This window comes from Caulobacter sp. GW821-FHT09B08, from assembly GCF_059418225.1.
The window spans coordinates 40,618-67,144 of sequence record NZ_JBWKPL010000010.1 but is presented as its reverse complement, the minus strand read 5'-3'; the positions used below and the strand labels follow the sequence as shown (position 1 = coordinate 67,144).

Annotated in this window: 25 protein-coding genes; 17 read left to right on the top strand and 8 right to left on the bottom strand. The window is 70.3% G+C overall.

Going from position 1 to position 26,527, the window contains the following annotated elements:
- Positions 1 to 57: 57 nt before the first annotated feature.
- The 6 genes from pal to folP all read left to right on the top strand — a co-directional run bounded on the left by pal (position 58) and on the right by folP (position 6,677).
- Positions 58 to 627, top strand: coding sequence for a peptidoglycan-associated lipoprotein Pal (pal, locus tag AC07OA_RS22785; RefSeq protein ID WP_494666215.1), 570 nt, complete (start codon positions 58 to 60; stop codon positions 625 to 627).
- Between the two features lie 162 nt (positions 628 to 789).
- Positions 790 to 1,647 (top strand): tol-pal system protein YbgF, encoded by an 858-nt coding sequence (gene ybgF / locus AC07OA_RS22780; protein ID WP_494666111.1) that lies wholly within the window; start codon positions 790 to 792, stop codon positions 1,645 to 1,647.
- A gap of 213 nt (positions 1,648 to 1,860) precedes the next feature.
- Entirely contained in the window at positions 1,861 to 3,126 is a 1,266-nt protein-coding gene (gene tilS, locus AC07OA_RS22775) for a tRNA lysidine(34) synthetase TilS (RefSeq protein ID WP_494666110.1), read from the top strand.
- Between the two features lie 76 nt (positions 3,127 to 3,202).
- Positions 3,203 to 5,083 carry an ATP-dependent zinc metalloprotease FtsH gene (gene ftsH / locus AC07OA_RS22770; RefSeq protein ID WP_494666109.1) on the top strand — a complete coding sequence of 627 codons (1,881 nt, stop codon included), beginning with the start codon at positions 3,203 to 3,205 and terminating at the stop codon, positions 5,081 to 5,083.
- 125 nt (positions 5,084 to 5,208) lie between these two features.
- A complete protein-coding gene (locus AC07OA_RS22765) occupies positions 5,209 to 5,697 on the top strand; it encodes a YbjN domain-containing protein (RefSeq protein ID WP_494666108.1) in 489 nt (162 codons plus the stop codon).
- Positions 5,698 to 5,861: 164 nt separating this feature from the next.
- Positions 5,862 to 6,677: a dihydropteroate synthase gene (gene folP / locus AC07OA_RS22760; RefSeq protein ID WP_494666107.1), complete on the top strand. Its 816-nt coding sequence runs from the start codon at positions 5,862 to 5,864 to the stop codon at positions 6,675 to 6,677.
- 132 nt (positions 6,678 to 6,809) lie between these two features.
- Here the strand turns inward: folP and AC07OA_RS22755 are convergent, their stop codons facing one another.
- Positions 6,810 to 7,724 (bottom strand): acyl-CoA desaturase, encoded by a 915-nt coding sequence (locus AC07OA_RS22755; protein WP_494666106.1) that lies wholly within the window; start codon positions 7,722 to 7,724, stop codon positions 6,810 to 6,812.
- Entirely contained in the window at positions 7,721 to 8,245 is a 525-nt protein-coding gene (locus AC07OA_RS22750; RefSeq protein ID WP_494666105.1) for a hypothetical protein, read from the bottom strand. Before AC07OA_RS22750 ends, AC07OA_RS22755 begins: the two co-directional genes overlap by 4 nt.
- Before the next feature lie 84 nt (positions 8,246 to 8,329).
- Between AC07OA_RS22750 and AC07OA_RS22745 the strand changes: the two genes are divergently transcribed.
- The 4 genes from AC07OA_RS22745 to AC07OA_RS22730 all read left to right on the top strand — a co-directional run bounded on the left by AC07OA_RS22745 (position 8,330) and on the right by AC07OA_RS22730 (position 11,831).
- Positions 8,330 to 8,638, top strand: coding sequence for a metalloregulator ArsR/SmtB family transcription factor (locus AC07OA_RS22745; protein ID WP_494666104.1), 309 nt, complete (start codon positions 8,330 to 8,332; stop codon positions 8,636 to 8,638).
- Between the two features lie 891 nt (positions 8,639 to 9,529).
- Positions 9,530 to 10,333: a bifunctional hydroxymethylpyrimidine kinase/phosphomethylpyrimidine kinase gene (thiD, locus tag AC07OA_RS22740; protein ID WP_494666103.1), complete on the top strand. Its 804-nt coding sequence runs from the start codon at positions 9,530 to 9,532 to the stop codon at positions 10,331 to 10,333.
- Positions 10,330 to 10,914 carry a nucleotidyltransferase family protein gene (locus AC07OA_RS22735; protein ID WP_494666102.1) on the top strand — a complete coding sequence of 195 codons (585 nt, stop codon included), beginning with the start codon at positions 10,330 to 10,332 and terminating at the stop codon, positions 10,912 to 10,914. The genes thiD and AC07OA_RS22735 overlap by 4 nt, the downstream gene beginning before the upstream one ends.
- An 89-nt stretch (positions 10,915 to 11,003) precedes the next feature.
- The gene (locus AC07OA_RS22730; RefSeq protein WP_494666101.1) at positions 11,004 to 11,831 is read left to right on the top strand and encodes a PhzF family phenazine biosynthesis protein; all 828 of its coding nucleotides are present in this window, start codon (positions 11,004 to 11,006) and stop codon (positions 11,829 to 11,831) included.
- 23 nt (positions 11,832 to 11,854) lie between these two features.
- Here the strand turns inward: AC07OA_RS22730 and AC07OA_RS22725 are convergent, their stop codons facing one another.
- Both AC07OA_RS22725 and AC07OA_RS22720 read right to left on the bottom strand, forming a co-directional pair.
- Positions 11,855 to 12,223 carry a hypothetical protein gene (locus AC07OA_RS22725; RefSeq protein ID WP_494666100.1) on the bottom strand — a complete coding sequence of 123 codons (369 nt, stop codon included), beginning with the start codon at positions 12,221 to 12,223 and terminating at the stop codon, positions 11,855 to 11,857.
- 144 nt (positions 12,224 to 12,367) lie between these two features.
- Positions 12,368 to 14,251, bottom strand: coding sequence for an ATP-binding protein (locus AC07OA_RS22720; protein ID WP_494666099.1), 1,884 nt, complete (start codon positions 14,249 to 14,251; stop codon positions 12,368 to 12,370).
- Between the two features lie 170 nt (positions 14,252 to 14,421).
- On the opposite strand from AC07OA_RS22720, the gene AC07OA_RS22715 reads away from it, so the two are divergent.
- From AC07OA_RS22715 to AC07OA_RS22695, 5 genes are all read left to right on the top strand, one after another.
- Positions 14,422 to 14,763 carry a hypothetical protein gene (locus tag AC07OA_RS22715; RefSeq protein ID WP_494666098.1) on the top strand — a complete coding sequence of 114 codons (342 nt, stop codon included), beginning with the start codon at positions 14,422 to 14,424 and terminating at the stop codon, positions 14,761 to 14,763.
- Positions 14,764 to 14,820: 57 nt separating this feature from the next.
- Positions 14,821 to 15,246: a hypothetical protein gene (locus AC07OA_RS22710; protein WP_494666097.1), complete on the top strand. Its 426-nt coding sequence runs from the start codon at positions 14,821 to 14,823 to the stop codon at positions 15,244 to 15,246.
- Positions 15,247 to 15,381: 135 nt separating this feature from the next.
- Positions 15,382 to 16,557, top strand: coding sequence for a phosphoserine transaminase (locus tag AC07OA_RS22705; RefSeq protein ID WP_494666096.1), 1,176 nt, complete (start codon positions 15,382 to 15,384; stop codon positions 16,555 to 16,557).
- A gap of 136 nt (positions 16,558 to 16,693) precedes the next feature.
- Entirely contained in the window at positions 16,694 to 18,274 is a 1,581-nt protein-coding gene (serA, locus tag AC07OA_RS22700) for a phosphoglycerate dehydrogenase (RefSeq protein ID WP_494666095.1), read from the top strand.
- 288 nt (positions 18,275 to 18,562) lie between these two features.
- A complete protein-coding gene (locus AC07OA_RS22695) occupies positions 18,563 to 18,928 on the top strand; it encodes a VanZ family protein (protein ID WP_494666094.1) in 366 nt (121 codons plus the stop codon).
- Between the two features lie 136 nt (positions 18,929 to 19,064).
- Here AC07OA_RS22695 and AC07OA_RS22690 read toward each other — a convergent pair whose 3' ends face one another.
- The 4 genes from AC07OA_RS22690 to AC07OA_RS22675 are packed head-to-tail and all read right to left on the bottom strand — an operon-like array spanning position 19,065 to position 24,121.
- Positions 19,065 to 19,826, bottom strand: coding sequence for a crotonase/enoyl-CoA hydratase family protein (locus AC07OA_RS22690; RefSeq protein WP_494666093.1), 762 nt, complete (start codon positions 19,824 to 19,826; stop codon positions 19,065 to 19,067).
- Complete coding sequence (gene mug, locus AC07OA_RS22685; protein ID WP_494666092.1) at positions 19,823 to 20,341, bottom strand: G/U mismatch-specific DNA glycosylase; 519 nt, start codon at positions 20,339 to 20,341, stop codon at positions 19,823 to 19,825. Before mug ends, AC07OA_RS22690 begins: the two co-directional genes overlap by 4 nt.
- On the bottom strand, positions 20,334 to 20,927 hold the full coding sequence (locus AC07OA_RS22680; protein ID WP_494666091.1) for a DNA-3-methyladenine glycosylase: 594 nt from the start codon (positions 20,925 to 20,927) through the stop codon (positions 20,334 to 20,336). The genes mug and AC07OA_RS22680 overlap by 8 nt, the downstream gene beginning before the upstream one ends.
- Positions 20,924 to 24,121 (bottom strand): acetyl-CoA carboxylase family protein, encoded by a 3,198-nt coding sequence (locus AC07OA_RS22675; RefSeq protein WP_494666214.1) that lies wholly within the window; start codon positions 24,119 to 24,121, stop codon positions 20,924 to 20,926. Before AC07OA_RS22675 ends, AC07OA_RS22680 begins: the two co-directional genes overlap by 4 nt.
- Positions 24,122 to 24,240: 119 nt before the next feature.
- Between AC07OA_RS22675 and AC07OA_RS22670 the strand changes: the two genes are divergently transcribed.
- A complete protein-coding gene (locus tag AC07OA_RS22670) occupies positions 24,241 to 25,023 on the top strand; it encodes an ImuA family protein (protein ID WP_494666090.1) in 783 nt (260 codons plus the stop codon).
- Between the two features lie 13 nt (positions 25,024 to 25,036).
- Positions 25,037 to 26,521 (top strand): Y-family DNA polymerase, encoded by a 1,485-nt coding sequence (locus AC07OA_RS22665; protein ID WP_494666089.1) that lies wholly within the window; start codon positions 25,037 to 25,039, stop codon positions 26,519 to 26,521.
- Positions 26,522 to 26,527 lie beyond the last annotated feature (6 nt).

Genomic DNA, 26,527 nt, shown 5'->3' with positions numbered 1-26,527 from the left:
TTTTGCGCGGCGTCGCGAAGGCTTCGCGCGTTAGAACTATGAACCTTGGCCGTGGACTTGAGGAGAAACTTGATGAGCTTCGACACCCAACGCGTCGCTAGACTGGCGCTGATCGGCCTCGCCGCCGCTTCGCTGGCCGCCTGTACGTCGCGCCCGAAGCCCGCGGGTCCCGTGGCCACCACCCAACCGCCGGCGGCCCAGCCGACGCCGTCCTATCCGCAGGCCCAGCCGCCGTCGCCGGTGAACCAGGGTCCGCTGCCGGGCACGGTGCAGGACTTCGTCATCAACATCGGCGAACGCATCTACTTCGACACCGACAGCTACGACGTCCGCAGCGACGCCCAGCCCACCCTGGCCGCCCAGGCCCAGTGGCTGAACCGCTATCCGGCCGTGCGCGTGCGCATCGAAGGCAACGCCGACGAACGCGGCACCCGCGAATACAACCTGGCCCTCGGCGCCCGCCGCGCCAACGCCGTGCGCGAGTTCCTGGTCGCCCAGGGCGTCTCGGGCGCGCGCATCGAGACCCTGTCGTACGGCAAGGAAAAGCCGATCGACGGCGGTTCGGGCGAAGACGCCTGGGCCAAGAACCGCAACGCCCGCACCGCCATCACCGACGGCGCGCGGTAATTGAAAGCTCCCTTCCCCCTCGATGGGGGAAGGGCCGGGGATGGGGGTGATGCGGCGGTTCAGCTGTACGGCCGCGACACCCCCACCCAACCCTCCCCCATCCAGGGGGAGGGCTTTTATTTTGGCCGCACTTTTGTCCGCAACCGGGTCATAATCGCCGACATGAAGCTGAAAGCCGCTCTGCTCGCCTCCGTCCTGGCCCTGACCGCCATGCCCTCCTTCGGCGCGTTGGCGCTGGCCCAGACGCCCATGGCCGATCCGCTGGACGACCGCTCCAACAAGCGGCTGGACAAGATGGACAAGGTGGTGCGCGAGCTGCGCGCCATCGTCTTCCAGGGCCGCGACACGGGTAAGCCCGTGGTGGTGCAGCCGGCCGAGACCGACGCCCAGATCGCCGCCCTGTCGGACAAGCTGAGCGACCTGGAACAGACCCTGACCAAGCTGAACGGCCAGAACGAGACCCTGACCCACGACCTGGACCAGGCCCGCCGCGCGAGCGACGCCGAGAAGGCCCGCGCCGACGCCCTGGACCAGCGCCTGGCCGCCCTGGAAAAGCGCATCGCCGACCAGGAGGCCGCTGCCGCTGCCGCCGTGCCCGCCACTCCCGCCCCGACGGCGGAGGCCGCTCCGGCCGATCCGGCCCAGGCCTTCAAGTCCGCCCGCCAGCTATTGCTGGACGGCGACTACGGCGGCGCCGAGCAGGCGTTCGGCAGCTATGTCGACACCTATCCCGACAGCGCCAAGACGCCCGAGGCCCGCTACTGGCTGGGCGAGACCCAGTTCATCCGCCAGGCCTATGGCGACGCGGCCGGCAGCTATCTGGGCGCCGTGCGCGGCTGGCCCCAGACCAGCTGGGCGCCCGACGCGGTGCTGAAGCTGTCCCGCTCGCTGGTGGCCCTGAAGAAGCCCGCCGACGCCTGCAAGACCCTGGACGAACTGGCCAAGCGCTACCCCAAGGCCCCGGCGGCGGTGACCTCCAAGGCGGCGTCGACGCGCGTCCAGGCCAAGTGCGCGGCCTAGGGGCCTCGCTGATCCGATGACGATCTCCCCCCGTCCTTCTCCCCTTGCGGGAGAAGGTGGCCGCCGAAGGCGGTCGGATGAGGGGTCTCTCAAACGGCGACCGCCGCGACAGGCCTGTCCGTGGGGCGCGGCTTTTGGCGTCTATCGACCCCTCACCCGACCCGCTTCGCGGGCCACCCTCTCCCGCAAGGGGAGAGGGAAGGCGAGGGCGGCATGACCTTCTCCACCTTCACCCCCATCCTCGACCGCCGTCTGCGCACGGACGCCGCCGCCCCTCTCGCCGTCGGCTTCTCCGGCGGCGGCGACAGCCTGGCCCTGCTGATCCTGACCCTGGACTGGGCCCGCGCCCACGGCCGCGCCGTGGTCGCCCTGACCGTCGACCATCGACTGAACCCCGCCAGCGCCGCCTGGACCGCCGACGCGCTCGCCAAGGCCGGCCGCCTCGGGGCCGAGGCCTGGGCCCTGGCCTGGGCCGGCGACAAGCCCGCCGCCGGCCTACCCGCCGCCGCCCGCGCCGCCCGCCACGCCCTGCTGGCCGACGCCGCCCGGGCGGCCGGGGCGCGGGTCCTGCTGCTGGGCCACACGGCCGACGACCTGACCGAGGCCGCCGCCATGCGGGCCCAGGGCTCGACGGTCTCCGATCCTCGCGACTGGGCGCCGTCGCCGGCCTGGCCGCAGGGGCGGGGCGTCTTCGTGTTGCGGCCCCTGCTGGACGTCGGACGCGGTGAGATCCGCGACTGGCTGACGGCGCGCGGCGAGACCTGGCTGGACGACCCGGCCAACGACGACCCGAGGTTCGCGCGGGCGCGGGCCAGAGCGCATCTCTCTTCCCAGCCCGCCGGGGGAGCCCCCTCCGCCACGCCGCTTCGCGGCGCGCCACCTCCCCCGTTTCACGGGGGAGGAGAGGGGTTCCTGACTCTCGACCGCCAAGCCCCCGCCGCCCATGTCGCCGCCGCCTGCCTTTGCGCGGCGGGCACCTCGCAGCCGCCGCGCGGCGAGCGGCTGCAGCGGCTGGTCGACCGCATCCGGGCCGGCGAGGACTTTACCGCCACCCTGGCCGGGGCGCGGGTGGAGGCGGCGGGCGACTCCGTTTCCTTCTTCCGCGAACCGGGCGAGGCGCGTCGAGCCCCAAATCCTCCCCCTGTGGGGGAGGTGTCGGCGAAGCCGACGGAGGGGGGCGTGGCGCTGCCCGCCAACCAACCCCTCGTCTGGGACGGCCGCTACGAGATCGCCGCCGCCCAGCCCGGCCTCTACGTCCGCCCGCTCCAAGGCCTGGCCGCCCGTCTGCCGCCCGCCCAGCGCCAGGCCTTGAAAGCCCTGCCCCCCGCCGCCCGCCCCGCCTTGCCAGCCGTCGTCGACCCCGACGGAACCGTCAGTTGCCCGATCCTTGCAGAGCCGAACGGGACGCTGGCGCGTTGTCTTGTCATGGATCGTTTCGAGGCGGCGACGGGCCGTGTCGATCAAGAACCCGCGACATGATATCCCGCGCGTGGCGAAACCGGCCGGACCATCCTATCTTGGAAGGTCAGAGACTATCGTTGGGAAGACAACGCGTATGAATTTCAAGACCCTGGGCATCTGGGCCGCGATCATAGTGGTGCTGATGACGGCCTATGCAGTCTTCAGCTCGGGCGCGCGCCCCGGCGGTGGCGGCGGCGAGCACAGCTATTCGCAGCTGCTCAAGAGCATCGACAGCGGCGACGTCAAGAAGGCCGACATCAACGGCGACGTGGTCAAGGTCGAGCCGCGCTCCGGCAAGCCGTACACGGTCAACATCCCGCCGAACTCCGACGACCTGGTCAAGCGCCTGGAGGCGCGGGGCGCCGAGATCGTCTACCAGAAGGGCGGCAACCTGCTGCTGGGCGTGATGATCAACATGCTGCCGATCCTGCTGCTGATCGGCGTGTGGATCTTCTTCATGCGTCAGATGCAGGGCGGCACCAAGGGCGCCATGGGCTTCGGCAAGTCCAAGGCCCGGCTACTGACCGAGAACAAGAACCGCGTGCTGTTCGACGACGTCGCCGGCGTGGACGAGGCCAAGGAAGAGCTGCAGGAAGTGGTCGAGTTCCTGAAGGACCCGGCCAAGTTCCAGCGCCTGGGCGGCAAGATCCCCAAGGGCGCCCTGCTGGTCGGCCCTCCCGGCACCGGCAAGACCCTGATCGCCCGCGCCGTGGCGGGTGAGGCCGGCGTGCCGTTCTTCACCATCTCCGGTTCGGACTTCGTGGAAATGTTCGTCGGCGTCGGCGCCAGCCGCGTGCGCGACATGTTCGAGCAGGCCAAGAAGAACGCCCCCTGCATCATCTTCATCGACGAAATCGACGCCGTCGGCCGCCATCGTGGCGCGGGCCTGGGCGGCGGCAACGACGAGCGCGAGCAGACGCTGAACCAGCTGCTGGTCGAGATGGACGGCTTCGAGGCCAACGAAGGCATCATCCTGATCGCCGCCACCAACCGTCCCGACGTGCTGGACCCGGCCCTGCTGCGTCCGGGCCGCTTCGACCGCCAGGTCGTGGTGCCCAATCCGGACGTCTCGGGCCGCGAGAAGATCATCCGCGTGCACATGAAGAACGTGCCGCTGGCCGCCGACGTCGACGTCAAGACCCTGGCCCGCGGCACCCCCGGCTTCTCGGGCGCCGACCTGGCCAACCTGGTCAACGAGGCGGCCCTGACCGCCGCGCGCAAGAACCGCCGCATGGTCACCATGCACGACTTCGAGCACGCCAAGGACAAGGTCATGATGGGCGCCGAGCGTCGCTCGATGGCCATGAGCGAAGAGGAAAAGAAGCTGACGGCCTATCACGAGGGCGGCCACGCCATCGTGGCCCAGAACGTCGCCGTCGCCGACCCCGTGCACAAGGCCACCATCGTGCCGCGCGGCCGGGCCCTGGGCATGGTCATGCAGCTTCCCGAGGGCGACCGCTACTCGATGAGCTACGACATGATGACCTCGCGCCTGGCCATCATGATGGCCGGCCGCGTGGCCGAGGAACTGATCTTCGGCAAGCACAAGATCACCTCGGGCGCGTCCAGCGACATCAGCGCCGCCACCAGCCTGGCCCGCAACATGGTCACCCGCTGGGGCTTCTCCGATGAACTGGGCACCGTGGCCTATGGCGACAACCAGGACGAGGTGTTCCTGGGCCACTCGGTGGCCCGCACCCAGAACGTCTCGCCCGAGACCATGGTCAAGATCGACAGCGAAGTGCGTCGCCTGGTCAAGGGCGGCGAGGACGAGGCCCGCCAGATCCTGACCGAGAAGCTGGAAGGCCTGCACCTGGTGGCCAAGGCGCTGCTGGAGTTCGAGACCCTGTCGGGCGACGAGATCATCAACGTGATGAAGGGCGTCCAGCCCGTCCGCGAGGAAGAGGAAGAAAAGAAGCCGACCGGGCCGGTGGCCTCGGTGCCGGTCTCGCCCACGGCGGACGTCACCGCCTAGGCCTTCTCTTCCAAGACTTCGAAGAAGCCGGATCGGTCCGCCCGATCCGGCTTTTTCTTTGCCGCGCCACGGACTAGCTTGATCGCCGTTGGGCCGCGAGCGTGCGGCGTGGGGGAGTGCTCACGATGAAGACGGCGATCATCGCCCTGGCGGCCGCGACGGCCCTGTCCGCGAGCCTGGGCGCCGGCGCGGCCCAGGCCCAGGCGATCCATTCGGACGGCCTGACCGGCGCCGAAGGCGTCGCCTGGCTGCAGAAGGCCGGCTACAAGGCCGAGCTTTCCAAGGACGACGGCGGCGATCCGCTGATCAAGAGCGCCGCCGACGGCCATAGCTTCAACGTCTATTTCTACGATTGCGACAGCGCCGCCACCAAGCGCTGCAAGGCCCTGCAGTTCTCGGCCGGCTTCGACCTCAAGGACGGCCTGACCCTGGCCAAGGCCAACGAGTGGAACCGCAAGAACCGCTATCTGAAGGTCTATCTGGACGACGACCTGGACCCCTACGTCCAGTACGACGTCAATGTGAACGCCGGCCGGACCTTCTCGGGCCTGGACGACGACTTCGCCGTCTGGACCGGCATGCTCGACGACTTCGCCACCTTCATCGACTGGTAGGGCGGTCGGACGCCCCCTCCGTCGGGCTTCGCCCGCCACCTCCCCCGCTACGCAGGGGAGGAGAAGAGCAACGTTGCTTCCTCCTCACCCGTGAAACGGGGGAGGTGGCGCGATGCGAATACGCATCGTGACGGAGGGGGCGTCGCGGCGCTAGAAACGCCCCCATGACTTCCCCCCACTCCCGCCCCCGCGTCATGGGGATCGTCAATGTCACGCCCGACAGCTTCTCGGACGGCGGGCGGTTCCTGGAGGCCGAGGCGGCCCTGGCCCAGGCCCTGAAGCTGATCGAGGACGGGGCCGACATCCTCGACATCGGCGGCGAGAGCACCCGCCCCGGCGCCGCGCCCGTGCCCGCCGACGAGGAGATCGCCCGCGTCGTGCCGCTGATCCAGGCGATCCGCGCGACGAGCGACGTGGCCATCTCCATCGACACCATGAAGCCCGCCGTGGCCCGCGCCGCCGTCGCCGCCGGGGCCAGCATCTGGAACGACGTGGCCGCCCTGCGCTTCGCTCCCGACGCTCCGGAGGTCGCCGCCGAATTGGGCTGCGAAGTGGTGCTGATGCACATGCTGGGCGAGCCGGGGACCATGCAGGACGACCCGCGCTACGACGACGTCGTGGCCGAGGTCGAGGCCTTCCTCCTGGCCCGCGCCCTCACGGCCATGGCCGCCGGGGTGGCGCGCGAGAAGATCTGGCTGGACCCCGGCATCGGCTTCGGCAAGACGCCGGCCCACAATGTCGCCCTGCTGGCCGCCCTGCCGCGCCTGGTGGCCCTGGGCTATCCGATCCTGCTGGGCGCCAGCCGCAAGCGCTTCATCGCCGCGCTCGACCCGCTGGGCGCCGAGCCCACGGCCCGCCTCGGCGGCTCCCTGGCCGCCCATCTGCGCGGCGCGGCGGCGGGCGTGGCGGCGGTGCGCGTCCACGACGTGCGGGAGATGAGCCAAGCGCTGGCGGTGTGGGGGGCGATCGGCGGACTTTGAACCCTCTCCCAGAGGGAGAGGGAGGGGCCCAAGCGGAGCTTGGGAGGGTGAGGGGTTACGCGCTCTGCCGGCGCGCCGTCGAACGCCCAAACCCCTCACCCCGGCCCTCTCCCTCTGGGAGAGGGAGACGTCCTAGACCCGCGCCAACCCCGCCCGCTCCGGCAAGGTGTCCGGCGTCCGCACATCCCACGCCAGCCCCAGCCGTTCCAGCAGGCGGATGAAGGCGAAGCCCCAGTCGGCCTGGCCCGGATAGAGGCCCAGCTTCGCCGAGCCCGGCCAGGCGTGGTGGTTGTTGTGCCAGGCCTCGCCCATGGTCGGGATCGCCGCCCAGGGCACGTCGTGGGCCTGGACGCCCGAGGCGGTCACCAGCCAGCTCTGCGGTCCGGTCGTATGGGCCAGCCGTCCGACGTACCAGTGGCCGCTCACCGACACGCAGACCCGCGCGCACACGCCCCACAGCAGCCACGACCAGCCGCCTAGGGCGAACAGCACGAGCGCCACCGGCAGCTGTTGCAGCATCCAGGTGCGCTCCAGGAAACGGTAGAACCGGTCGCCCGCGATCCGCGCCGGGATCGCCTGGCGCGGCGGCCGGGCCAGCACCAGTCGGCCGTGCAGGTTCCAGGCATAGTCGGTCCAGAAGCCCGCGCGATTGGCGAGGTAGGGATGGCAGGCCGGCTGCCTCTGGCCCCAGTCGCGCAGGTCGTGGGCGGCGATCATCGCCAGCGGCCCGCTCATGCCCACCAGCGTGCCCAGCCACATCATCAGGTGGTCCAGCCACAGCGGGCTCTGGAAGCTGCCGTGGATCAGCCGCCGGTGGAAACCGACCGAATGGCCGACCAGCAGGGTCGCGCCGGTCAGGACCACGAAGACGGCCAGACTGCTCCAACTGAAGACGAACGGCGCGGCCAGGGCTCCGGCCAGCATGACCGCCTGCCAGAGCGAGGTCGCCGGCGCCCAGACCACGCGGCCGTCCACGGCGTCACCGCCGGCGTCCTTGGCGATGGAATGGACGGCGTAGGGGTCGTGGTGGAGGGGATGGGAGGTCATTGCACGAGCTTTCGGAAGGCAGCCGTGGAGGTTGAACGAGGGCCGTACGCGACCCTGGTCACCATCCAACCCACGACGGCGCCGATGGCCGCCAATGTCAGATAGAGCCTCCATTCATCCCTGAGGGCCTGAATGACCGAGCCGGGGCGGCTGTGGAGGCTGCAAGCGAGGTAGAGGGCAGAGGGGATGATGGCCCCGAACAGCGCCGCGAGCCGAGCCGAGCGCAAGCCCACATGGTGTGTCACCCACCAGACCGGCGCGCCCAGGACCAGCAAGCCGAGAAGCCAGACGATGAAGGCCACTAGGATGACGGGCACAGCCACGAGCAGTGAAAAACCAAGAGCCCTGGCAATCTCGATCGGCAAGGCGGCTGCCCAAGGGCTACGATTAGTGGCGGCTTCGACGATGAGATACGCGGTCAGGGCAAGGTCGGTCATGACCCCACCGCAAGCGGCGCCGGCGCCCAGGCTGGCGAAGGCATGCTCAAACGTGAGGGGGCGGCGGGGCGTTATCTGGGACATGGCTTCCCCCCAAAGGATAAGCTATTCCTTAAATACCTCACTGCTAATTTGCAAGCGTTTAGCGAAGCGCTTAAATGTCGACGCATGCAGCGCGTGTTCGAAGCCCTCTCCTCGACGGTCCGCCGGAAGATCCTGGCCTATCTGGCCCATGCCGAACTGACGGCGGGGGACATCGCCTCGCGGTTCGAGATCTCCAAGCCGGCGGTGTCGCAACACCTGTCGATCCTGGAGGCGGCGGGCCTGGTGCGCAGCGAGAAGCGCGGCCAGTTCGTGCACTACAGCCTGGTGCGCGACAGCCTGGTCAACACCCTCAACGACTTCGTCCAGGAGGTCTGCCCGGTCTCCAAGCCGCTGAAGGAAGAGAGCGCGCGGTTGAAGGGCGAGGGGGAGTAGCAAGGCGGATCGGTCAAGGCTGGGCATCCTCCTCACCCGTGAAACGGGGGAGGTGGCTCGGCGCGCAGCGACGAGACGGAGGGGGCGTCGGGCCACCGCACCGTGTCGGCTGGACGCCCCCTCCGTCACGATGCGTATTCGCATCGCGCCACCTCCCCCGCTGCGCGGGTGAGGAGGAAGGAAGATCTATCCCTAGCGGATAGCCGATGAATTCCAGTGATTTCAATCGCTTGAACTTTCTCGACCCAAACTTATCCCCACCCTCCAAACCCGCCGTATCCTTGTCTCACCTGAAAGCACGGGAAGGGCGCACGTACGGCGACCGTTGCGGCTTTCGGGGGTGGTCGAGCGGGGAGCGTCCGTCGGCCGGTCTGGTGGGGCCTTTCGGGTCGGTCGGCGTGTCGGAGCCTTGGATTGGGCTCGCGGCGGGTCGGGCCGGACGAGGGGAGCATCCCCACGGGGCCGAAAGACGATGCGCAACAGGCAGGGGCTGAAATCGCCTCTGCGGTCCGGGATGTGCCAGCATCCCGCCCGTCGGGGGCCTCCATCGGAGCGGGTTAAAAATCCGCGATCCGAAGGCTTCCGGATAACGGCCGCGCGAAGCGCACGGACTTCGTCGAAACGGTACACATACTGCAAATCATCCGGGCGAGGCCCGGGCGCTTCGCACCCTTCCCACTTCTCACAGCCGCTGGCGTGGGAGCGCACCCACTTGCCCCCACCTGACCGCTTCGCGGTCTGTCCGCCCCCGTAGGGGGCGGAGGACGCCGCGCTATCGCACCTCTTCCCCCTACGGGGGAAGACGACCGCGAAGCGGTCCGTAGGGGGCAAGTGCGTCGCGCCGAGCAAGACGCCTACCGTCCACCCCCGACTCCCCGCTAGAAAGGCCCCATGACACAGACGCACCAAGGTCGCGTGCTCGTCCTGGCCGGATCGGATTCCGGCGGCGGGGCGGGGATCCAGGCCGACATCAAGACCATCACCGCCCTGGGCGGCTACGCGGCCACGGCGATCACGGCGATCACCGTGCAGAACACCCTGGGCGTCACCGGCGTCCATCCGATCCCGCTGGACATCGTCGAGGCCCAGGCCCGCGCCGTGCTCGACGACATCGGGGCCGACGCCATCAAGACCGGCATGCTGGGCGACGCGGCCACGGTCGAGGTCGTGGCCCGGGTGCTGGACAGCGCCAAGGGGACGCCGGCCGTTATCGATCCCGTGATGATCGCCAAGGGCGGGGCCTCGCTGCTGGCGCAGCAGGCCATCGGGGCGCTGAAGACCCTGCTGATCCCCCGCGCGGCCCTGCTGACCCCCAACGCCCCCGAGGCCGCCGCCCTGACGGGCCTGAGCGTGGAGACCACGGACGACCTGCGCCGGGCCGGTGATGCGTTCCTGGAGCTGGGCGCCCATGCGGTGTTGATGAAGGGCGGCCACGTTGCCGGAGAGCGGGTCGTGGACCTGCTGATCACCCGCCAGGGCGAGACGGCCTTCGAGGGCGAGCGAATCCAGACCCGCCACACCCACGGCACCGGCTGCACCCTGGCCAGCGCCTGCGCCACGGGCCTGGCCCAGGGGCTTACCCTGACCGACGCCGTCGCCCGGGCCTGGAACTACGTCCACGAGGCCATGCTGCGCGCGCCGGGCTTCGGCAAGGGGCACGGGCCGCTGGACCATGCCTGGGTGGTTCGGAAATGAGCGACCTGGAAGCCCGCCTGGTCGACATCGTCCGCGCCACGCCCACCACGATGCAGGTGCTGCGCGTGGTCCGCGAGCTTGACCTGCCCGACGGCATGATCTTCTCCGGCGCGGTCTATCAGCCGGTCTGGAACCACCTGACCGGCCGAGCGCCCGACTATGGGATCAAGGACTACGACGTGGCCTATCACGACGCCTCGGACACCTCGTACGAGGCCGAGGACGTGGTGATCCAGCGCGTGGCCGCCGCGTTCGCGCCGCCGCTGCGCGAGCTGGTCGAGGTGCGCAACCAGGCCCGCGTCCACCTGTGGTTCGAGCAGAAGTTCGGGGCCGACGAGCCCTATCCGCCGCTGGTCTCCAGCGCCGACGCCCTCAAGCGCTTCGTGGCCACGGCCTTCTGCGTGGGGGTGCGGCTGGAGGCCGACGACAGCCTGTCGGTCTTCGCGCCGTTCGGTCTGGAGGACCTGTTTTCCCTGCACTTGCGGCCCAATCCCCTGCGGGTGAAGGGGGCGGGCGGCTGGGCCCGCACGACAGGCTCGGCCAAGGCGCGCTGGCCGGAGATCACGGTCGAAGGCGAGTAGGGCGGCGGGAGAACATTGTCCCGCGTGACAATGTTCGAATTGATCCGTGACGGGGCGCTGGCTAGGCGTTGCGAAACAGGAGATCCGCCATGCGCCAGTGGTCTGTCGACGCCTTCGCCTCGGGCCCGTTCAAGGGCAATCCGGCCTGCGTGGTCGAGCCGTTCGATGCGTGGCCCGACGCGACCTGGATGCAGGCCCTGGCGGCCGAGAACAACCAGGCCGAGACGGCCTTCCTGCTGCGCACCGCCGACCCGGCGCGGTTCGGCCTGCGCTGGTTCACCCCGGCCATCGAGGCCCCGCTCTGCGGCCATGCCACCCTGGCCGCCGCCCACGCCCTGTTCGCCGAGATGGGGGTGGACGTGCCGCTGCTGACCTTCGAGACCCTGTCGGGCGAACTGACCGTGCGTCGCGCCGGGGAGGGGCTGGAGATGAACTTCCCGTCCGATCCGCCGCGCCGCCTGGCCGGCAGCGAGGGCCTCGCCGAGGCCCTGGGCGCCGAGCCCGTCGAGGTCTGGGCGGGCATGTACCTGGTGGCGGTGCTAAAGGACGAGGCCGCGGTCCGGGGCCTCTCGCCCGACCTGGCGGCCCTGCGGAAGGTGGGCGGCGAGGCCACCGGCGGGCCAGGCCAGGTGATCGCGGTGGCCCAGGCCGACGCCGGCAGGCCCTACGCCGTGGTCAGCCGTTTCTTCGCCCCGACGGCCGGCATCCCCGAGGACCCGACCACCGGCTCAGCCCACTGCATCCTGGCGCCGCTCTACGGCGACAAGCTGGGGGCCAGCGTGCTGCGCTTCTACCAAGCCTATCCCGGCCGGGGCGGGGACCTGGAATGCGAAAGCCGCGGCGCACGCGTTCTGTTGCGTGGCCGCGGCTTCACGATGATCGAGAGCCGGCTGAGGGTGGGGCCGGCCCTCGACTAGTCCATGTCTAGGCCGTCAGGCGCTTAGTAGCGGCGACCGTAGTCGTAATCGTAGCCGCGACGGTCGCCGTCGTGACGCTCGTAGCGGATCTGGGCGCTGATGCGGTCGAAGCGGCGGTCCAGGTCCTGGCGCTCCCAGCCGCTCAGGCCGTTGCGGCTGTAGCGGGCCTGCAGGCGGGCGGTCTCGCGCAGGTCGCCCTTCAGGCGCCAGGCTTCGTTGCGGGTCAGGCTGCCGTTGCGGATGCCCATGTCGATCCGCTGGTCGAGGCGGGCGACGCGGTCGCCTTGGCCGTAGCCATAGCCACGATCATACGACTGGGCCGAAGCGACGGCGGGGACGGTAGCGGCGGCGACGGCCGAGACCGCGGCGATCGAAAGCAGAATCTTTTTCATCGGTACGGTTCCTCTTGAATGTTTCCGACGCCCGACGGGGACGACGTTGACCTCAAGAGACCACAGCCAACCTGAAACGGTTCTGAGCCGCTCGTTATGTTGGGTTCAGGTAGATGAACTGAGCCGTGGGGGGCCGGAGTGGGCCTAAGCGGCCGCCACCTTCGACCCGTCGCGCCGGGCGGCCGCCACGGCGGTTTCGATGGCGTCGTAGAGCTTGGTGACCTCGATCGGCTTGGCCACGTGGCCGTCCATGCCGGCGGCCATGTAGCCCTCGACCTGGTGGACCAGGGCGTTGGCGGTGACCGCCACGATGGGGATGCGCTTGCGGCCCTCGCTGACCTCCAGCGAGCGGATCGTGCGGGCGGCCTCGACGCCGTCCATGATCGGCATGTGGATGTCCATCAGCACGATGTCGTGCCCGCCGCGCTTCCAGGCCTCGACGCAGGCCGCGCCGTCCGAGACCATCTCGACCTCGGCGCCCAGCGGGGCCAGGACGGCGGCGATGACCTTCTGGTTGGTGGGATTGTCGTCGGCGGCCAGCACGCGCAGGCGGCGCTCGGACTCGATCGGCGGCGGGGCGACAGGGGCGGGGGCCTGCAGGGCGGCCTCGCCGCGCGGCATGGCCACCACGACGGTGAAGGTCGAGCCCTGGCCCTCGCGGCTCTGCACGTGCACGCCGCCGCCCATCAGGGCCGCCAGCTCGTTGCAGATCGACAGGCCCAGGCCCGAGCCGCCGAAGCGGCGGGTGGTGGAGGTGTCGGCCTGGACGAACTTGTCGAACAGGCGCGGCAGGGTCTCCGCATCGATGCCGATGCCCGTGTCGACCACGTCGACCCGCAGGCCCGAGCCGTCGTCGGCCGAGGCGAAGCGCACCGAGACGCTGCCCTCCATGGTGAACTTCAGGGCGTTGGACACCAGGTTGCCCAGGATCTGGCGCAGGCGATCGGCGTCGCCGCGCCACGAGCCCAGGGCCTCGGGGGCCACGAAGACGCCGAACTCCAGGTTCTTGGCGCGGGCCTGGGTGGCGTAGGATTCGCGGATCGACAGGGCCAGGCTGGCCAGGTCGAAGTCGCGCTCGACCAGGTCCAGGCGCCCGGCCTCGATCTTCGACAGATCCAGCACGTCGTTCAGCACCGACAGCAGCAGGGTTCCCGATTCGCGGATCACCGACAGGCGCTCGCGCTGGGCGGCGGAAAGCTCGCCCATGGCCATCACCTCGGTCATGGCCAGCACGCCGTTCAGCGGGGTGCGGATCTCGTGGCTCATATTGGCCAGGAAGTGCGACTTCAGCACGTTGGCGGCGTTGGCGTCGTCGCGCGCCTTGACTAGTTCGGCCATGGCGCCGCGCAGGTCGTGGTCGTTGATCTCCAGCCGCGAGACCAGGTGGTTGAAGCTGGCGGTCAGGCTGTGGAAGACGTCGTCGTCGGCGGCCTGCTCCACGGTCTTGAAGCGGCCGTCGGCGGCCACCTCGCGCATGGCCTGGGACAGCCGCTCCATCGGCTTGGTCATGCGGCGCGCCAGGCCGTTGGCCAGCAGGATCGCAAGACCCGCCGAGCCGAAGAACAGGGTGCCGGTCAGGGCCAGGTCGCGGGCCATGATGTCGGTCAGGCTGGGACGGCGGGCCGTCAGGGCCAAGGTGCCCACGGTTTGGGCGCCCAGCTTGATCGGCCGGATCAGGGTGTCGACCTCGTCCTCGCGACCGCCGCCGACCTGGGCGACGACCTGGCCGTTCATATCTGTCAGGCGGACGGAGACGACATTGGGGGCCTTGGTCACCGCCTCCAGGGCGCGATAGGCGCCGACGGTGTTGTGATCGGCCATCGGCGCGGCGGCGCCGGCGGCGACCATCTGGGCCAGAATCTCATGATTTGATTGGGATTCTTGGCGGGCGACGCTCCACTGCTGGAGCATGAAGCACAGGCACGCGGCCAGGAGCGCCGCCACCGTGGTGGTCAGCGCGACCGCCGCGATTCGCGCCTGCAAGGGGGCGTGCGTCGCGGCTCCAGAGCTGCGGCTGTCGTCGGTCATTTCCCGTCCCAGGAGAATCCTAGAGGTCCAGCTTCTCGCAATCTCCCTAACGCTTCGCTTCCAAGATACGACGAAGCCGCGACAAAACAACGTTAACGCGCATTTCTCATTGCACTTCTCTTAACTTTTCGTTTACCTCTATTCTTAGTCTTTCATTAAGGAGATGGGGCGTGGAAAAGGTTTTTGTCGTCAAGCGTGTGGCCTCGAAGCTGCATGGAAGCGAAGCCGCTATCGACGCGGCCATGGTCCAAGCCGCCGAGCTGATGGCGGACCTGGTCCAAGCCCGTAAGGAACTGGGTCTGGCCGCCACCGTCGGCGCCGACGCGACCGCCAAGGTCATGGCCGCCATGGCCGCCATGTCGGAAGCGCGCACCGCCCTGGTCGGCGCTCACGCCGGTCTGGACGAGGTCCGCCTGCGTCTCGGCGTCCGCACGAAGATGATCGGCTGGGACAAGATGGAAGGTTCCGCTCAGGTCCAGGTTGAAGAAGAGCGGATCGCCGTCGCGAGCTAAGCAATATTGCAAGAGTTTAATCCCTAGGGTCGCTAATTCGCGTTAGAGACTCTAGGGATGCACCTTCAGTTCGCACCTTTCCTGGGATGGAGCGCCACCTTGCTGGTGTGCGCTTTGGCATGGGCCAAGGGCTCCGCCGCCGAGCGCTGGGGGGCCGGGATCGTCCTGGCGGGATCCATCGCCGCCGCGTTGATTCAGATCCTGCTGCCGGCGAAACCAGAGGCCATCGCGCTGCTGCTTTCCGAGGGCCTCTACAGCCTGGCCTTCCTGATGCTGGCCCTGCGCTACACCAGCCCCTGGCTGGGCGCGGCCATGCTGCTGCAAGCCCTGCAATTCGGGCTCCATGCCTTCTACATCGTGGCCGAGCGCCGGCACGACATGACCTACGGCCTGGTCAACAATCTCAACTCGATCGGCGTGTTGCTGTGCATCCTGTTCGGCATCTTCGCGGCCGTTCGCAGACGGGCTAACGCCGCAAAATAATTGCCGCGCGCGGATGATTCGCCTGATCCGCGGCAAAATCTCTCCTTGCTTTCGCCGACGAAACCGGGTTTCTCGCCGGCGGGCCACACCCCCCCAACGGGGTGCAGTCCATCTGTAAGGATGGGAGACATCGCTATGACCACGACCCTCGCCAAGCCGGCGATCCGCCCGGCTCGCCCCGAGTTCTCTTCCGGCCCCTGCGCCAAACGGCCCGGCTGGACCCCCGAAAATCTCAGAAATGCCGTGCTGGGCCGGTCGCACCGCTCCAAGCTGGGCAAGGGCCGCCTGAAGGCCGCCATCGATCAGACGCGCGAAGTCCTGGAAGTCCCCGCCGACTTCCTGATCGGCATCGTCGCCGGTTCCGACACCGGCGCCGTCGAGATGGCCATGTGGTCGATGCTGGGCGCCAAGCCCGTGCAACTGCTGGCCTTCGAATCCTTCGGCAAGGACTGGGTCACGGACGTCACCAAGCAACTGAAGCTGCCCGACGTGCAGGTGCTCGACGCGCCCTACGGCCAGCTGCCCGACACCTCCAAGGTCGATCCGGCCAAGGACCTGGTCTTCACCTGGAACGGCACCACCTCGGGCGTCCGCGTTCCGAACGCCGACTTCATCAGCGCCGACCGTGAAGGCATCACCATCTGCGACGCCACCAGCGCCGCCTTCGCCCAGGACCTGGACTGGACCAAGCTGGATGTCGTGACCTTCTCCTGGCAGAAGGCCCTGGGCGGCGAAGGCGCGCACGGCGTGCTGATCCTGTCGCCCCGCGCCGTGGCCCGCCTGGAAAGCTACACCCCGGCCTGGCCGATGCCGAAACTGTTCCGCATGACCAAGGGCGGCAAGATCGCGGCCGACATCTTCGAGGGCGCGACCATCAACACGCCGTCGATGCTCTGCGTGGAAGACGCCCTGGACGCCCTGAAGTGGGCCGCCTCGATCGGTGGTCTGGAAGCCATGCAGGCCCGCGCCGACCAGAACCTGGCGGTGCTGGCCGACTGGGTGGCCAAGACACCGTGGGTCGATTTCCTGGCCGCGACGCCGGACATCCGCTCCAACACCTCGGTGTGCCTCAAGGTCGTCGATCCCACGATCGCCGCCCTGCCGGAAGACGCCCAGGCCGACTTCGCCAAGAAGCTGGCCAGCCTGCTCGAGAAGGAGGGCGCGGCCCTCGACATCGGCGGCTATCGCGACGCCCCGGCCGGCCTGCGCATCTGGTGCGGGGCCACCGTCGAGGCTTCCGATCTGGAAGCCCTGACGCCCTGGCTGGACTGGGCCTTCGCCACCGTCTCGGCCGAACTGGCCGCCGCTTAAATCCGCAATGCGCCCTCCCTCCCCCCTTGATGGGGGAGGGGCAGGGGTGGGGGTGAACCCCGCCACCTCAGCAAGCACCCCCATCCCAACCCTTCCCCCATCAAGGGGGAAGGGCTCGAATTCGGAGAAGACCTCCATGACCGCTCCCCGCGTCCTCATCGCCGACAAGCTTTCCCCCGCCGCCGTCGACATCTTCAAGAACCGCGGCGTCGATTTCGACATCAAGACCGGCCTGTCCAAGGACGAGCTGATCGCCGTGATCGGCGACTATGACGGCATCGCCATCCGCTCGGGCGCCAAGCTCGACAAGGACGTGATCGCCGCCGCCCACAAGCTGCAGGTCATCGCCCGCGCCGGCATCGGCGTCGACAATGTCGACATCCCCGCCGCCACCGCCAAGGGCGTGGTGGTGATGAACACCCCGTTCGGCAACTCGATCACCACGGCCGAGCACGCCATCGCCATGATGTTCGCCCTGGCTCGCCAGCTGCCCGCCGCCGACGCCTCCACCCAGGCCGGCAAGTGGGAGAAGAACCGCTTCATGGGCGTGGAGCTCTACGCCAAGACCCTGGGCCTGATCGGCGCCGGCAACATCGGCGGCATCGTCGCCGACCGCGCCCTGGGCCTGAAGATGAAGGTCGTGGCCTACGACCCCTTCCTGTCGCCCGAGCGCGCCGTGGAAATGGGCGTTGAGAAGGTCGAGCTGGAAGACCTCTTGGCCCGCGCCGACGTCATCACCCTGCACACCCCGCTGACCGACAAGACCCGCAACATCCTGTCGGCCGAGAACCTGGCCAAGACCAAGAAGGGCGTGATGATCGTCAACTGCGCCCGCGGCGGCCTGGTCGACGAGGTGGCCCTGCGCAAGCTGCTGGACGACGGCCACGTGGGCGGCGCGGCCTTCGACGTGTTCGTCACCGAGCCGGCCAAGGAAAACCCGCTGTTCGGTTCGGACAAGGTGGTGGCCACCCCGCACCTGGGCGCCAGCACCAACGAAGCCCAGGAGAACGTCGCCCTGCAGGTCGCCGAGCAGGTCAGCGACTACCTGCTGACCGGCGCGGTCACCAACGCGCTGAACAGCCCGTCGGTCAGCGCGGAAGAAGCCCCCAAGCTGAAGCCGTTCGTGGCCCTGGCCGAGAAGATCGGCGCCCTGGCCGGCCAGATGGTCGACTTCGGCATCAGCGCCATCGACATCGCCTTCGAGGGCGAGGTCTCCAAGCTGAACGTCAAGCCGATGACCTCGGCCGCCCTGGCCGGCGTGCTCAAGCCGATGCTGGCCGAGATCAACATGGTTTCGGCCCCGGCCGTGGCCAAGGAGCGCGGCATCACCGTTTCGGAGAGCCGCCAGGAAGTCAGCCCCACCTATGACAGCCTGATGCGCGTCACCATCACCACCGAGAAGGGCAAGCGCGCCTTCGCCGGCACGGTGATCGCCGGCGCCCCGCGCATCGTCGAGGTCAAGGGCATGGAGCTGGACGCGGGCTTCTCGCCGGCCATGCTCTACATCAACAACCTGGACAAGCCGGGCTTCATCGGCGCCCTGGGCATGCTGCTGGGCGAGGCGGGCGTCAACATCGCCACCTTCAACCTGGGCCGCGTCTCGGCCGACGAGGACGCCATCGCCCTGGTCGGCGTCGACCAGGCCCCGGACGAGGCCCTGCTGGCCAAGATCCAGGCCCTGCCGCACGTCAAGGAAGCCCGCGCGCTGACGTTCTGATCCTTCGTGATCCTTCTCCCCTTGCGGGAGAAGGTGTCAGCGAAGCTGACGGATGAGGGGTCTCTCAGACCTGACCGCCGCGATCAGCCGAAGGGCCGTTCGCGGCGGTTTCCGTTTGGGCGACCCCTCACCCGACCTCCTTCGGAGGCCACCCTCTCCCGCAAGGGGAGAGGGATTTCAGCGTGCAGAACCCATGCAGTCTGCGAGGCGATCCGGCCGAGGCGCCGTCCCGCCATTTTCAAGCCTCACCGGAACGGCTAGGTGCGGATCGTCCAGCCAGGAGACCCGATGTCCGTCCGCGCCCGCAAGATCAACCGCCTGGTCTTCATCGCCTTCCTGGCCGCTTCGGCCTACGCCCTGGCCAAGGCCCTGCTGCCGGGCGACGACACCACGGGCCTGATCCCGTGGGACAAGGCCAAGCACTTCATCGTCTTCTATGTGCTGAGCGTTCTGGCCAGCCTGGCCCTGCCGCAGAGCCGGCTGCACCGCATCGGCCTGGTGATCCTGGCGTTCGGCGGGGCCATCGAGGTGTTGCAGGGCTTCGTCGGCCGCGACGCCTCGTGGTTCGACCTCTTCGCCGACGCCTGCGGCATCAGCGCGGCCTTCGGGCCGATGCTGGTTTCGAAGTGGTGGCGCGAAGAGGCGCGGTTCTAGTCAAAAACCCGCTCATCCCGGCGAATGCCGGGACCCAGATCCCATAGCGTGGTGGATGATTGGAAGCGTTCGGCGCTTATGGCGTCAGACCCAGAGCCATTCCATCTGGGTCCCGGCATTCGCCGGGATGAGCGGATTAAAAGGAACCCCCGCGCCCTTCGCCGTCCTTGAACCGCGCCGCCCCGGCCCGGGCCTCGCGGCGCAGCGGCTCCAGCCCGCCGATCCCCTCGACCTTCAGAGCCTCCTCCAGCGACACGTCCCATTGGGCGAAGGCCGAGGCGCGGTCGGCGCGCAGGCAGATCTGGGGGAAGGCGGCGATCTGGGCGGCCAGGGCCTGGGCCGCCGCCCGGGCCTGCCCCGCCGGGACCACGCGGTCGGCCAGGCCCCAGGCCAGGGCCTCGGGGGCCTCGACGGGGCGGCCGGTCAGGATCATGTCCAGCGCCCGGCCCTGGCCGACGATCCGGGGCAGGCGCACCGTGCCGCCGTCGATCAGCGGCACGCCCCAGCGCCGGCAGAACACCCCGAAGATCGCGGCTTCCGAGGCCACCCGCAGGTCGCACCACAGGGCCAGTTCCAGCCCGCCGGCCACCGCGTGGCCCTCGACGGCGGCGATCACCGGCTTGGAGAGCAGCCGCCGCGTCGGCCCCATCGGGCCCTCGCCGACCGGATCGTAGCGCTCGCCCTCGCCCGAAGCAGCCACGGCCAGCTCGAAGCCGGCGCAGAACGTCCCGCCCGCGCCGGTCAGCACCGCCACGGCGGCGACCTCGTCGGCCTCGAAGGCGTCGAAGGCCGCGCGCAGCTGCAGGGCCGTCTCGGGGTTCACCGCGTTGCGCTTCTCCGGCCGATTGATCGTGACGGTCCAGACGGGGCCGTCGATCTCGACATCGACTTCGCTCATCTTGAGGCTCCTTCAGCCGCCATCCGCAGCTCACGATAGGCCTCGACCAGGGCGTCCAGGCCGAAAGCCAGGTTGCGGCCGCTGGGATTGGGCAGGACCCAGGCCACGGCTCCGCCGAACGGTTCGTTCTGCCGGCCCCACGACACGTCCCGGCGACCCAGCATGGCGCCGTAGGCCGCCTTGCCCAGGAAGGCGACGTAGCGCGGAGACCAGCGCCGGACCCAGGCCTCGAACCCGGCGGCGGCGTCCACGAACTCCGACCGGGCCAAGTCGTCGACCCCGGCCGTCGGCCGCTCGACCACGCTGGTGATCCCCAGGCCATAGGCGAGCAGGCTGGCGTCGTCTTCCGCCGCGACCAGCGTCGGCGTGAACCCGGCCAAGTGCAGCACCCGCCAGAACCGGTTGCTGCGCCCGACGAAGTGATGCCCCTCGACGGCCGCCGACAGCCCCGGGTTCAGCCCGCAGAACACGACCGACAGGCCCGGCGCGACGATGTCGGGCAGCGGCTTAGACATTCAGCGCCCTCGTCCCGCTGACGAACGGACTGCCGCGCACATAGAACCGCAGCGGCAGGTCGGCGGCCTTGGTGATGCCGATCCGCACGCTCGCGCCGACCTCGCCGGGCTGGTGGTCGTCGCGCCCCAGCCAGAGCAGGCCTTCCGCGCAGAGGTCCAGGCCGTCGGCCCAGGGGCCGATCTGCAGCGCCTTGCACAGCCGCCCCGGGCCGCGCGTCAGGTCGCGCAACTTGTCGGTCCCGCGATGGGTCTGCATCAGGGCGATCCCCTCCAGCGGCTCCAGCGCCCGGATCAGGACGCCGGCGCCGATCCCGGCCGCCTCGCCGGAGACGTTCAGCATCCAGGACGTGCCGTAGTTCAGATAGACATAGGCATGGCCGCGCTCCAGGAACATCGGCCGTGTGCGGGGCGTCATGCCCCGGAAGGCGTGGCTGGCCGCGTCGCCCAGCACATAGGCCTCGGTCTCGACGATCCGGCCGCTGATCACGCCCTCGGGCGTCTGCCGCACCACGATCTTGCCGATCAGGAAGCGGGCCAGGGCGGCGGTGTCGACCGGCAGTTCCTCCCGGGCAAGGGGCGTGGTCACCAACTGTCCACCCGCACTTCCCAGGGCCGCGTCGTTCCCGCCGCCGCGTCGAGGCCGCCCAGGATCCAGCGGCGGGTGTCGGCCGGGTCGATCACCGCGTCGATCTCCAGGGCGGCGGCCATGCTGGTCGCCTTGCCGGCGGCGTAGAGCCGGGCCACCAGCTGGTCGTAGAGCGCCTTCTGGGCCACGGGATCGGTCTCGGCCTCCAGCTCCTTGCGGTAGCCTAGTCGCACCGCGCCCTCCAGGCCCATGCCGCCGAACTCGCCGGTGGGCCAGGCAGCGATGACCAGCGGCGAGTGGAAGCTGCCGCCGGCCATGGCCTGGGCGCCCAGGCCGTAGCCCTTGCGGGTCACCACGGTCAGCAGGGGCGTGCGCAGCTTGGCCCCGGCGATGAACTGCCGGCTGACCCGGCGCACGGCCCCGGCGTCCTCGCTGGCGGGGCCCACCATGAAGCCGGGGGTGTCGCATAGCGACAGCACCGGCAGGCCGAAGGCGTCGCAGAGCTGCAGGAACCGCGCGGCCTTCTCGGCCCCGTCGCCGTCGATGGCCCCGCCCAGGTGGCGCGGGTCGTTGGCGATCAGCCCCAGCGGCCGGCCTTCGATGCGGACCAGGCCGGTGATCATCCCGGCCGCGAAGCCGCCGCGCAGTTCGAGGAACGAACCGGTGTCGACTAGCCCCTCGATCAAGGCGCGCACGTCATAGACCCGCAGCCGGTTCTCCGGCACCGCCTGGCGCAACAGCCTCTGATCCGGACAGGTCCAGTCCTTCACGGCGCCCTGGAAATAGGACAGGGCCTGCTTGGCCAGCCGCGTGGCGTGGGCCTCGTCCTCGGCCAGGAGGTCGATCACCCCATTGGCCCACTGATGCGCCGCCGGGCCGATCTGCTCGGGCCTGAAGACGCCCAAGCCGCCGCCCTCGATCATGGCCGGTCCGCCCATGCCGAGATTGCTGTCCTTGGTGGCGACGATGATCTCCGACAATCCCGCGATGGCGGCGTTGCCCGCGAAGCAGCGGCCGGCGACGATGGCGATCTTGGGGACCAGGCCCGACAGGGCGGCCATGCTCCGGAACGTCGGCACGTCCAGCCCCGCCACCGCCGTGGTGTCGGTGTCGCCCGGCCGCCCGCCGCCGCCCTCGGCGAACCACACCACCGGCAGGCGCTGCTCGGCCACCACGGCCAGCAAGCGGTCGGACTTGCGGTGGTTCATCGCGCCTTGCGTACCCGCCAGCACCGTGAAGTCGTAGGCCAGGGCCGCCACCCGCGCCTTCTCCGGCGGGAACAGGGCGCCGTTGACGCTGCCGATCCCGGTGATCAGCCCGTCGGCCGGGGTGGCGGCGATCAGGTCCTCGACCGTGCGCCGGCGCTTCTGGGCGGCGATGGCCAGGGCGCCGTATTCCAGGAAGCTGCCCGGATCGACCAGGTCGTCGATGTTCTCGCGCGCCGTGCGATGGCCGGTCTTGCGGCGCTTGGCCACGGCCTCGGGCCGGGCCTCGTCCAGGGTGAAGCGGTGGCGGGCGATGATCTCGGCGTGGTCGAGGCGGATGGCGTCGGGGTCGATCTCCTCGGCCGCCAGGACCTCGCCGCCCTCGACCTCGGCGGGCTCCAGATAGAGCAGGGCTTGGCCCGGACGGACCGGGTCGCCCGACGCCACCGCGATCCGCGTCACCCGGCCGCCGCTTTTGGCATGGACCAGGTGCTCCATCTTCATGGCCTCCAGCACCGCCACCGCCTGGCCCGGCCGCACCAGGTCGCCTTCGGCCACTTCGATGGAGCCGACCAGGGCCTGGAGCGGCGCCGTGACCGCGCCCTCCTCGATAGGAGCGGCGCTCGGAGGCGGCGCGCCGATGGCCTCCAGAATCCGCCCCACCTCCCGGTCGAGGAAGTCGGTGGTGGCCGTCCCGTCCGTGACCGCCGGCTCGGCCAGCAGGGCGCGCAGCAGGGGGATAGCGGTGTCGACGCCCTCGATGCGGAACTCGGCCAGGGCGCGGTCGGCGCGACCCGCCGCCTCGATCACGGTGCGGCCCCGGCCCACGACCTTGGCCAGCAGACTGTCATAGGCCCCGGTGACCACCAGCCCCGTTGCGCCCGCGCCGTCGACCCGCACGCCGGGACCGCCCGGCGGCTGGTAGAGGCTGATCGTGCCCGTCGAGGCCTGGGGCGTCCCGTCGGCCGCCAGGGTCTCCAGATTGACCCGGGCCTGGACCGCATGGCCCTGGGCGGGCGGCGTCGTGGCCAGCCCGACCTCGGCCAGGGTCGCCCCGCCGGCCAGCTCGAACTGGGCGCGGACCAGGTCGACGCCCGTGACTTCCTCGGTGACCGTGTGCTCCACCTGGAGCCGGGCGTTGACCTCGATGAAGGCGAAGGTCCCGTCGGATTCGACCAGGAACTCCACCGTCGCCAGGGTGCGATAGCCGGCGGTCAGGCGGGCGGCGGCGTCGAACAGGGCCGCGCGGGTCTCGTCGGAAAGATTCGGCGCGGGGGCGATCTCGACCAGCTTCTGGCGCCGTCGCTGCAGCGAGCAGTCGCGGTCGCCGACGGCCGTGACCTGGGTCCCGTCGCCGACGATCTGCACCTCGATGTGGCGGGCGTTCTCCACCAGCTGTTCGGCATAGAGCGCGCCGTCGCCGAACGCGGCCTCGGCTTCGCGCCGGCAGGTCTCGAAGGCGGCCTCGACGGCTTCCGCCTCGCGCACCGGCCGCATCCCCCGCCCGCCGCCGCCGGCCGAGGCCTTCAGCATCATCGGGCCGTTCCTGGCGAAGAACCGCTGGGCGCCGGCCAGGTCCAGGGCGCCGGTGCCCTCCAGCAGCGGCACGCCCTTGGCCAGGGCCAGGGACCGCGCCAGGGCCTTGTCGCCGAAGGTCTCCAGGTGTTCCGGACGCGGGCCGACGAAGGCGATCCCCGCCGCCGCGCACGCCCGGGCCAGGGCCGGGTTCTCCGACAGGAAGCCGTAGCCGGGGTGCAGGGCGTCGCAGCCGCTCTCCCGCGCGGCGGCGATCACGGCGGCGATGTCGAGATAGGCGCGGGGACCCGAGCCCGGCAGGGCGACGCGGTCATCCGCCGCCGCCACGTGCGGCGCCTCGGCCTCGTCCTGGGCGAAGGCCGCCACGCCGGCGATCCCCAGCTCGGCCGCCGCGCGGGCGATGCGGATCGCGATCTCGCCGCGATTGGCGATCAGGACGCGCTTGAAAGGCAAGGCGAAGGGCATGTGGACTCCCGGCGGCTTCATACGGCCGTTTGCCGCACCATGCAGGGCCGCGCTTGACTCTCCAACCCCGGAAGATCAGAACAAAAGTGGAACATGGAGTGCGCAGCATGCCCGGGGCGAAACCCGCCCTTTCGGCTTTGAGAGCCCAGATCGCCGCCCTGGAAGCGGGGACTCGGACTCCGCCGCCTGTCCTGCCGTTCGGCGATCCGCGCATCGACGGCTGCTTCCCGGCCGGCGGCCTGCCGCGCGGCGGTTGGCACGAGGTGGGCGGATCGGGGCTGGAGGAAGAGACCGGCGCTGCGCCCGCCGCCGCCTTCACCGCCCTGATGCTGCGGCCCCTGGCGTCGCAGGGCGCGGTGGTCTGGGTGATGCGGCGCGATGACCTGCACGTGCCCGGCCTGGTCCATCTGGGTTTTCCGGCTCGGCGCCTGATCCAGGTGAAGGCCCGCGACGAGGCCGAGGTGCTGGCGGTGCTGGAGGACGCCCTGGCCACCGTGGGCGTCGTCGCCGCCATCGGCGAGGCCGAGAGCCCCGACCTCAAGGCCGGCCGCCGCCTGCAACTGGCCTGCGAGCGGCGCGGGGCCACCGGGGTGCTGCTGCGAAGACGGCCTTACGGCGGGCCGGCGGGCGCGAGGCGGGAAGTCTCCGGCGCGGCCGCCCAGACCCGCTGGCGGATCGCTGCCGCCCCCAGCCGGCCGCCGCCCGACGAGCCGGGCCTGGGACCGCCATGCTGGCGGGTCGAACTCGAACGCTGCCGGGGCGGACGTCCCGGCGCCTGGATCCTCGAACGAGCGGAGGCCGCCGATGGCCCGCATCCTTTCCGTCTGGTGTCGCAACTGGCCGATCACGACGTGGCGGCGGGCGAACCCGAGCTTCGGCGAGCCGGATAGATCCTCCCCCTTTATGGGGGAGGTGTCGGCGAAGCCGACGGAGGGGGCTCCACCCCCGCCCGTCGCCCTGATCGCCACCGAGGGCGGAACCCGCCGCCTGGCCGCCGTCGACGAGGCGGCCGCCGCGCTGGGCCTCCACGTCGGCCAGAAGGCCGCTGACGCCGCGGCCCTGGTCCCCGACCTCCACACCGCCGACCACGACCCCATCGGCGACCGCGCGGCGCTGGAGATCCTCTGCGACTGGTGCGTGCGCTTCTCGCCGGCCGTGGCCATCGACGGCCTGGACGGCCTGTTCCTCGACATCGAGGGCGTCTCGCACCTGTGGGGCGGGGAAGCGGCCATGCTCGACGATCTCCTGGCCCGTCTCGCCCGCTGGGGCGCCCCGGCCCGGGGGGCGGTCGCAGACACCCCCGGCGCGGCCTGGGCCCTGGCCCGCTACGGCGCCGATCGCACCATCGCCCCGCCCGGTGCCCAGGGCCCGCTGCTGGCCCCGCTGCCGGTGGCCGCCCTGCGCCTGGACGACGCCGCCCAGGCCCAGCTGCCGCGCCTGGGGCTGTTCCATGTCGGTCAACTGCTGGCCCTGCCGCGCGCCCAGCTGGCCAAGCGCTTCGGCCTCGCCGCCGTGCTGCGCATCGACCAGGCCCTGGGCGCGGCCGCCGAGGCCCTGGCCTTCCGCCGCCCCGCCACCCCCTGGTTCGACCGCCTGGCCTTCTTCGAACCCATCAGCGCCCTGGAGGACCTGGAGCGGGTGACGGGGGACGTCTGCGCCCTGCTGTGCGCGCGCCTGGAGGCCGAGGGGCAGGGGGCGCGACGGTTCGAACTGGTTTTCCACCGCCTGGACGGCAAGGACCAGCCGGTGCGCGTGGGCCTGTCGCGTCCGGGGCGCGACGCCGTCCGCATCGCCAAGCTGCTCAAGCCGAAACTGGACAAGGTGGACCCCGGTTTCGGCATCGAGATCGTCACCCTGTGGGCGGCCGACGTCGAGCCGCTGTCGATCGCGCAACGGGGTCTGGACGCCAATGGCGGGATCAGCCTGGAGGAAGGGCTGGCGCCGCTGGTCGACCGGCTGGTCAATCGTCTGGGCGAGGACCGGGTGTGGCGGGCCGATCCTTACGAAAGTCACATGCCGTCCCGTGCGGTGAAGCGGGTCGCGCCGCTGGACCCGGCGCCTGCGGCCACGTGGGATCCGGAGCGTCCCCGGCCGTCCCGCCTGCTGCGCCGACCCGAGCCGATAGAAGCCACCGCCATGCTGCCCGACGACCCGCCGATCCAGTTCCGCTGGCGCGGCAAGTCGCGCCGCGTGCGCCTGGCCGAAGGGCCCGAGCGGATCGGTCAGGAATGGTGGCGCAAGGCCTTCGACGAGGCCGGGCCAGGCAAGGTGCGGGACTACTACCGCGTGGAGGACGAGACGGGCGAGCGGTTCTGGATCTTCCGGGCGGGGCTCTACATGGACGGGGAGAAGGCCCCGAAGTGGTGGTTGCATGGCCTGTTCGGGTGACCCGTC

Excerpts from the sequence above, each read along its gene's own strand:
- AC07OA_RS22705 (WP_494666096.1), top strand. The coding sequence starts at position 15,382 with ATGACCACGACCCTCGCCAAGCCGGCGATCCGCCCGGCTCGCCCCGAG.
- folP (WP_494666107.1), top strand. The coding sequence starts at position 5,862 with ATGACTTCCCCCCACTCCCGCCCCCGCGTCATGGGGATCGTCAATGTC.
- thiD (WP_494666103.1), top strand. The coding sequence starts at position 9,530 with ATGACACAGACGCACCAAGGTCGCGTGCTCGTCCTGGCCGGATCGGAT.
- AC07OA_RS22765 (WP_494666108.1), top strand. The coding sequence starts at position 5,209 with ATGAAGACGGCGATCATCGCCCTGGCGGCCGCGACGGCCCTGTCCGCG.
- AC07OA_RS22745 (WP_494666104.1), top strand. The coding sequence starts at position 8,330 with ATGCAGCGCGTGTTCGAAGCCCTCTCCTCGACGGTCCGCCGGAAGATC.
- serA (WP_494666095.1), top strand. The coding sequence starts at position 16,694 with ATGACCGCTCCCCGCGTCCTCATCGCCGACAAGCTTTCCCCCGCCGCC.
- tilS (WP_494666110.1), top strand. The coding sequence starts at position 1,861 with ATGACCTTCTCCACCTTCACCCCCATCCTCGACCGCCGTCTGCGCACG.
- AC07OA_RS22750 (WP_494666105.1), bottom strand. The coding sequence starts at position 8,245 with ATGTCCCAGATAACGCCCCGCCGCCCCCTCACGTTTGAGCATGCCTTC.
- ybgF (WP_494666111.1), top strand. The coding sequence starts at position 790 with ATGAAGCTGAAAGCCGCTCTGCTCGCCTCCGTCCTGGCCCTGACCGCC.
- AC07OA_RS22710 (WP_494666097.1), top strand. The coding sequence starts at position 14,821 with ATGCACCTTCAGTTCGCACCTTTCCTGGGATGGAGCGCCACCTTGCTG.
- ftsH (WP_494666109.1), top strand. The coding sequence starts at position 3,203 with ATGAATTTCAAGACCCTGGGCATCTGGGCCGCGATCATAGTGGTGCTG.
- AC07OA_RS22755 (WP_494666106.1), bottom strand. The coding sequence starts at position 7,724 with ATGACCTCCCATCCCCTCCACCACGACCCCTACGCCGTCCATTCCATC.
- AC07OA_RS22670 (WP_494666090.1), top strand. The coding sequence starts at position 24,241 with ATGCCCGGGGCGAAACCCGCCCTTTCGGCTTTGAGAGCCCAGATCGCC.
- mug (WP_494666092.1), bottom strand. The coding sequence starts at position 20,341 with ATGTCTAAGCCGCTGCCCGACATCGTCGCGCCGGGCCTGTCGGTCGTG.
- AC07OA_RS22730 (WP_494666101.1), top strand. The coding sequence starts at position 11,004 with ATGCGCCAGTGGTCTGTCGACGCCTTCGCCTCGGGCCCGTTCAAGGGC.
- AC07OA_RS22720 (WP_494666099.1), bottom strand. The coding sequence starts at position 14,251 with ATGACCGACGACAGCCGCAGCTCTGGAGCCGCGACGCACGCCCCCTTG.
- AC07OA_RS22695 (WP_494666094.1), top strand. The coding sequence starts at position 18,563 with ATGTCCGTCCGCGCCCGCAAGATCAACCGCCTGGTCTTCATCGCCTTC.
- AC07OA_RS22735 (WP_494666102.1), top strand. The coding sequence starts at position 10,330 with ATGAGCGACCTGGAAGCCCGCCTGGTCGACATCGTCCGCGCCACGCCC.
- AC07OA_RS22665 (WP_494666089.1), top strand. The coding sequence starts at position 25,037 with ATGGGGGAGGTGTCGGCGAAGCCGACGGAGGGGGCTCCACCCCCGCCC.
- AC07OA_RS22725 (WP_494666100.1), bottom strand. The coding sequence starts at position 12,223 with ATGAAAAAGATTCTGCTTTCGATCGCCGCGGTCTCGGCCGTCGCCGCC.
- AC07OA_RS22690 (WP_494666093.1), bottom strand. The coding sequence starts at position 19,826 with ATGAGCGAAGTCGATGTCGAGATCGACGGCCCCGTCTGGACCGTCACG.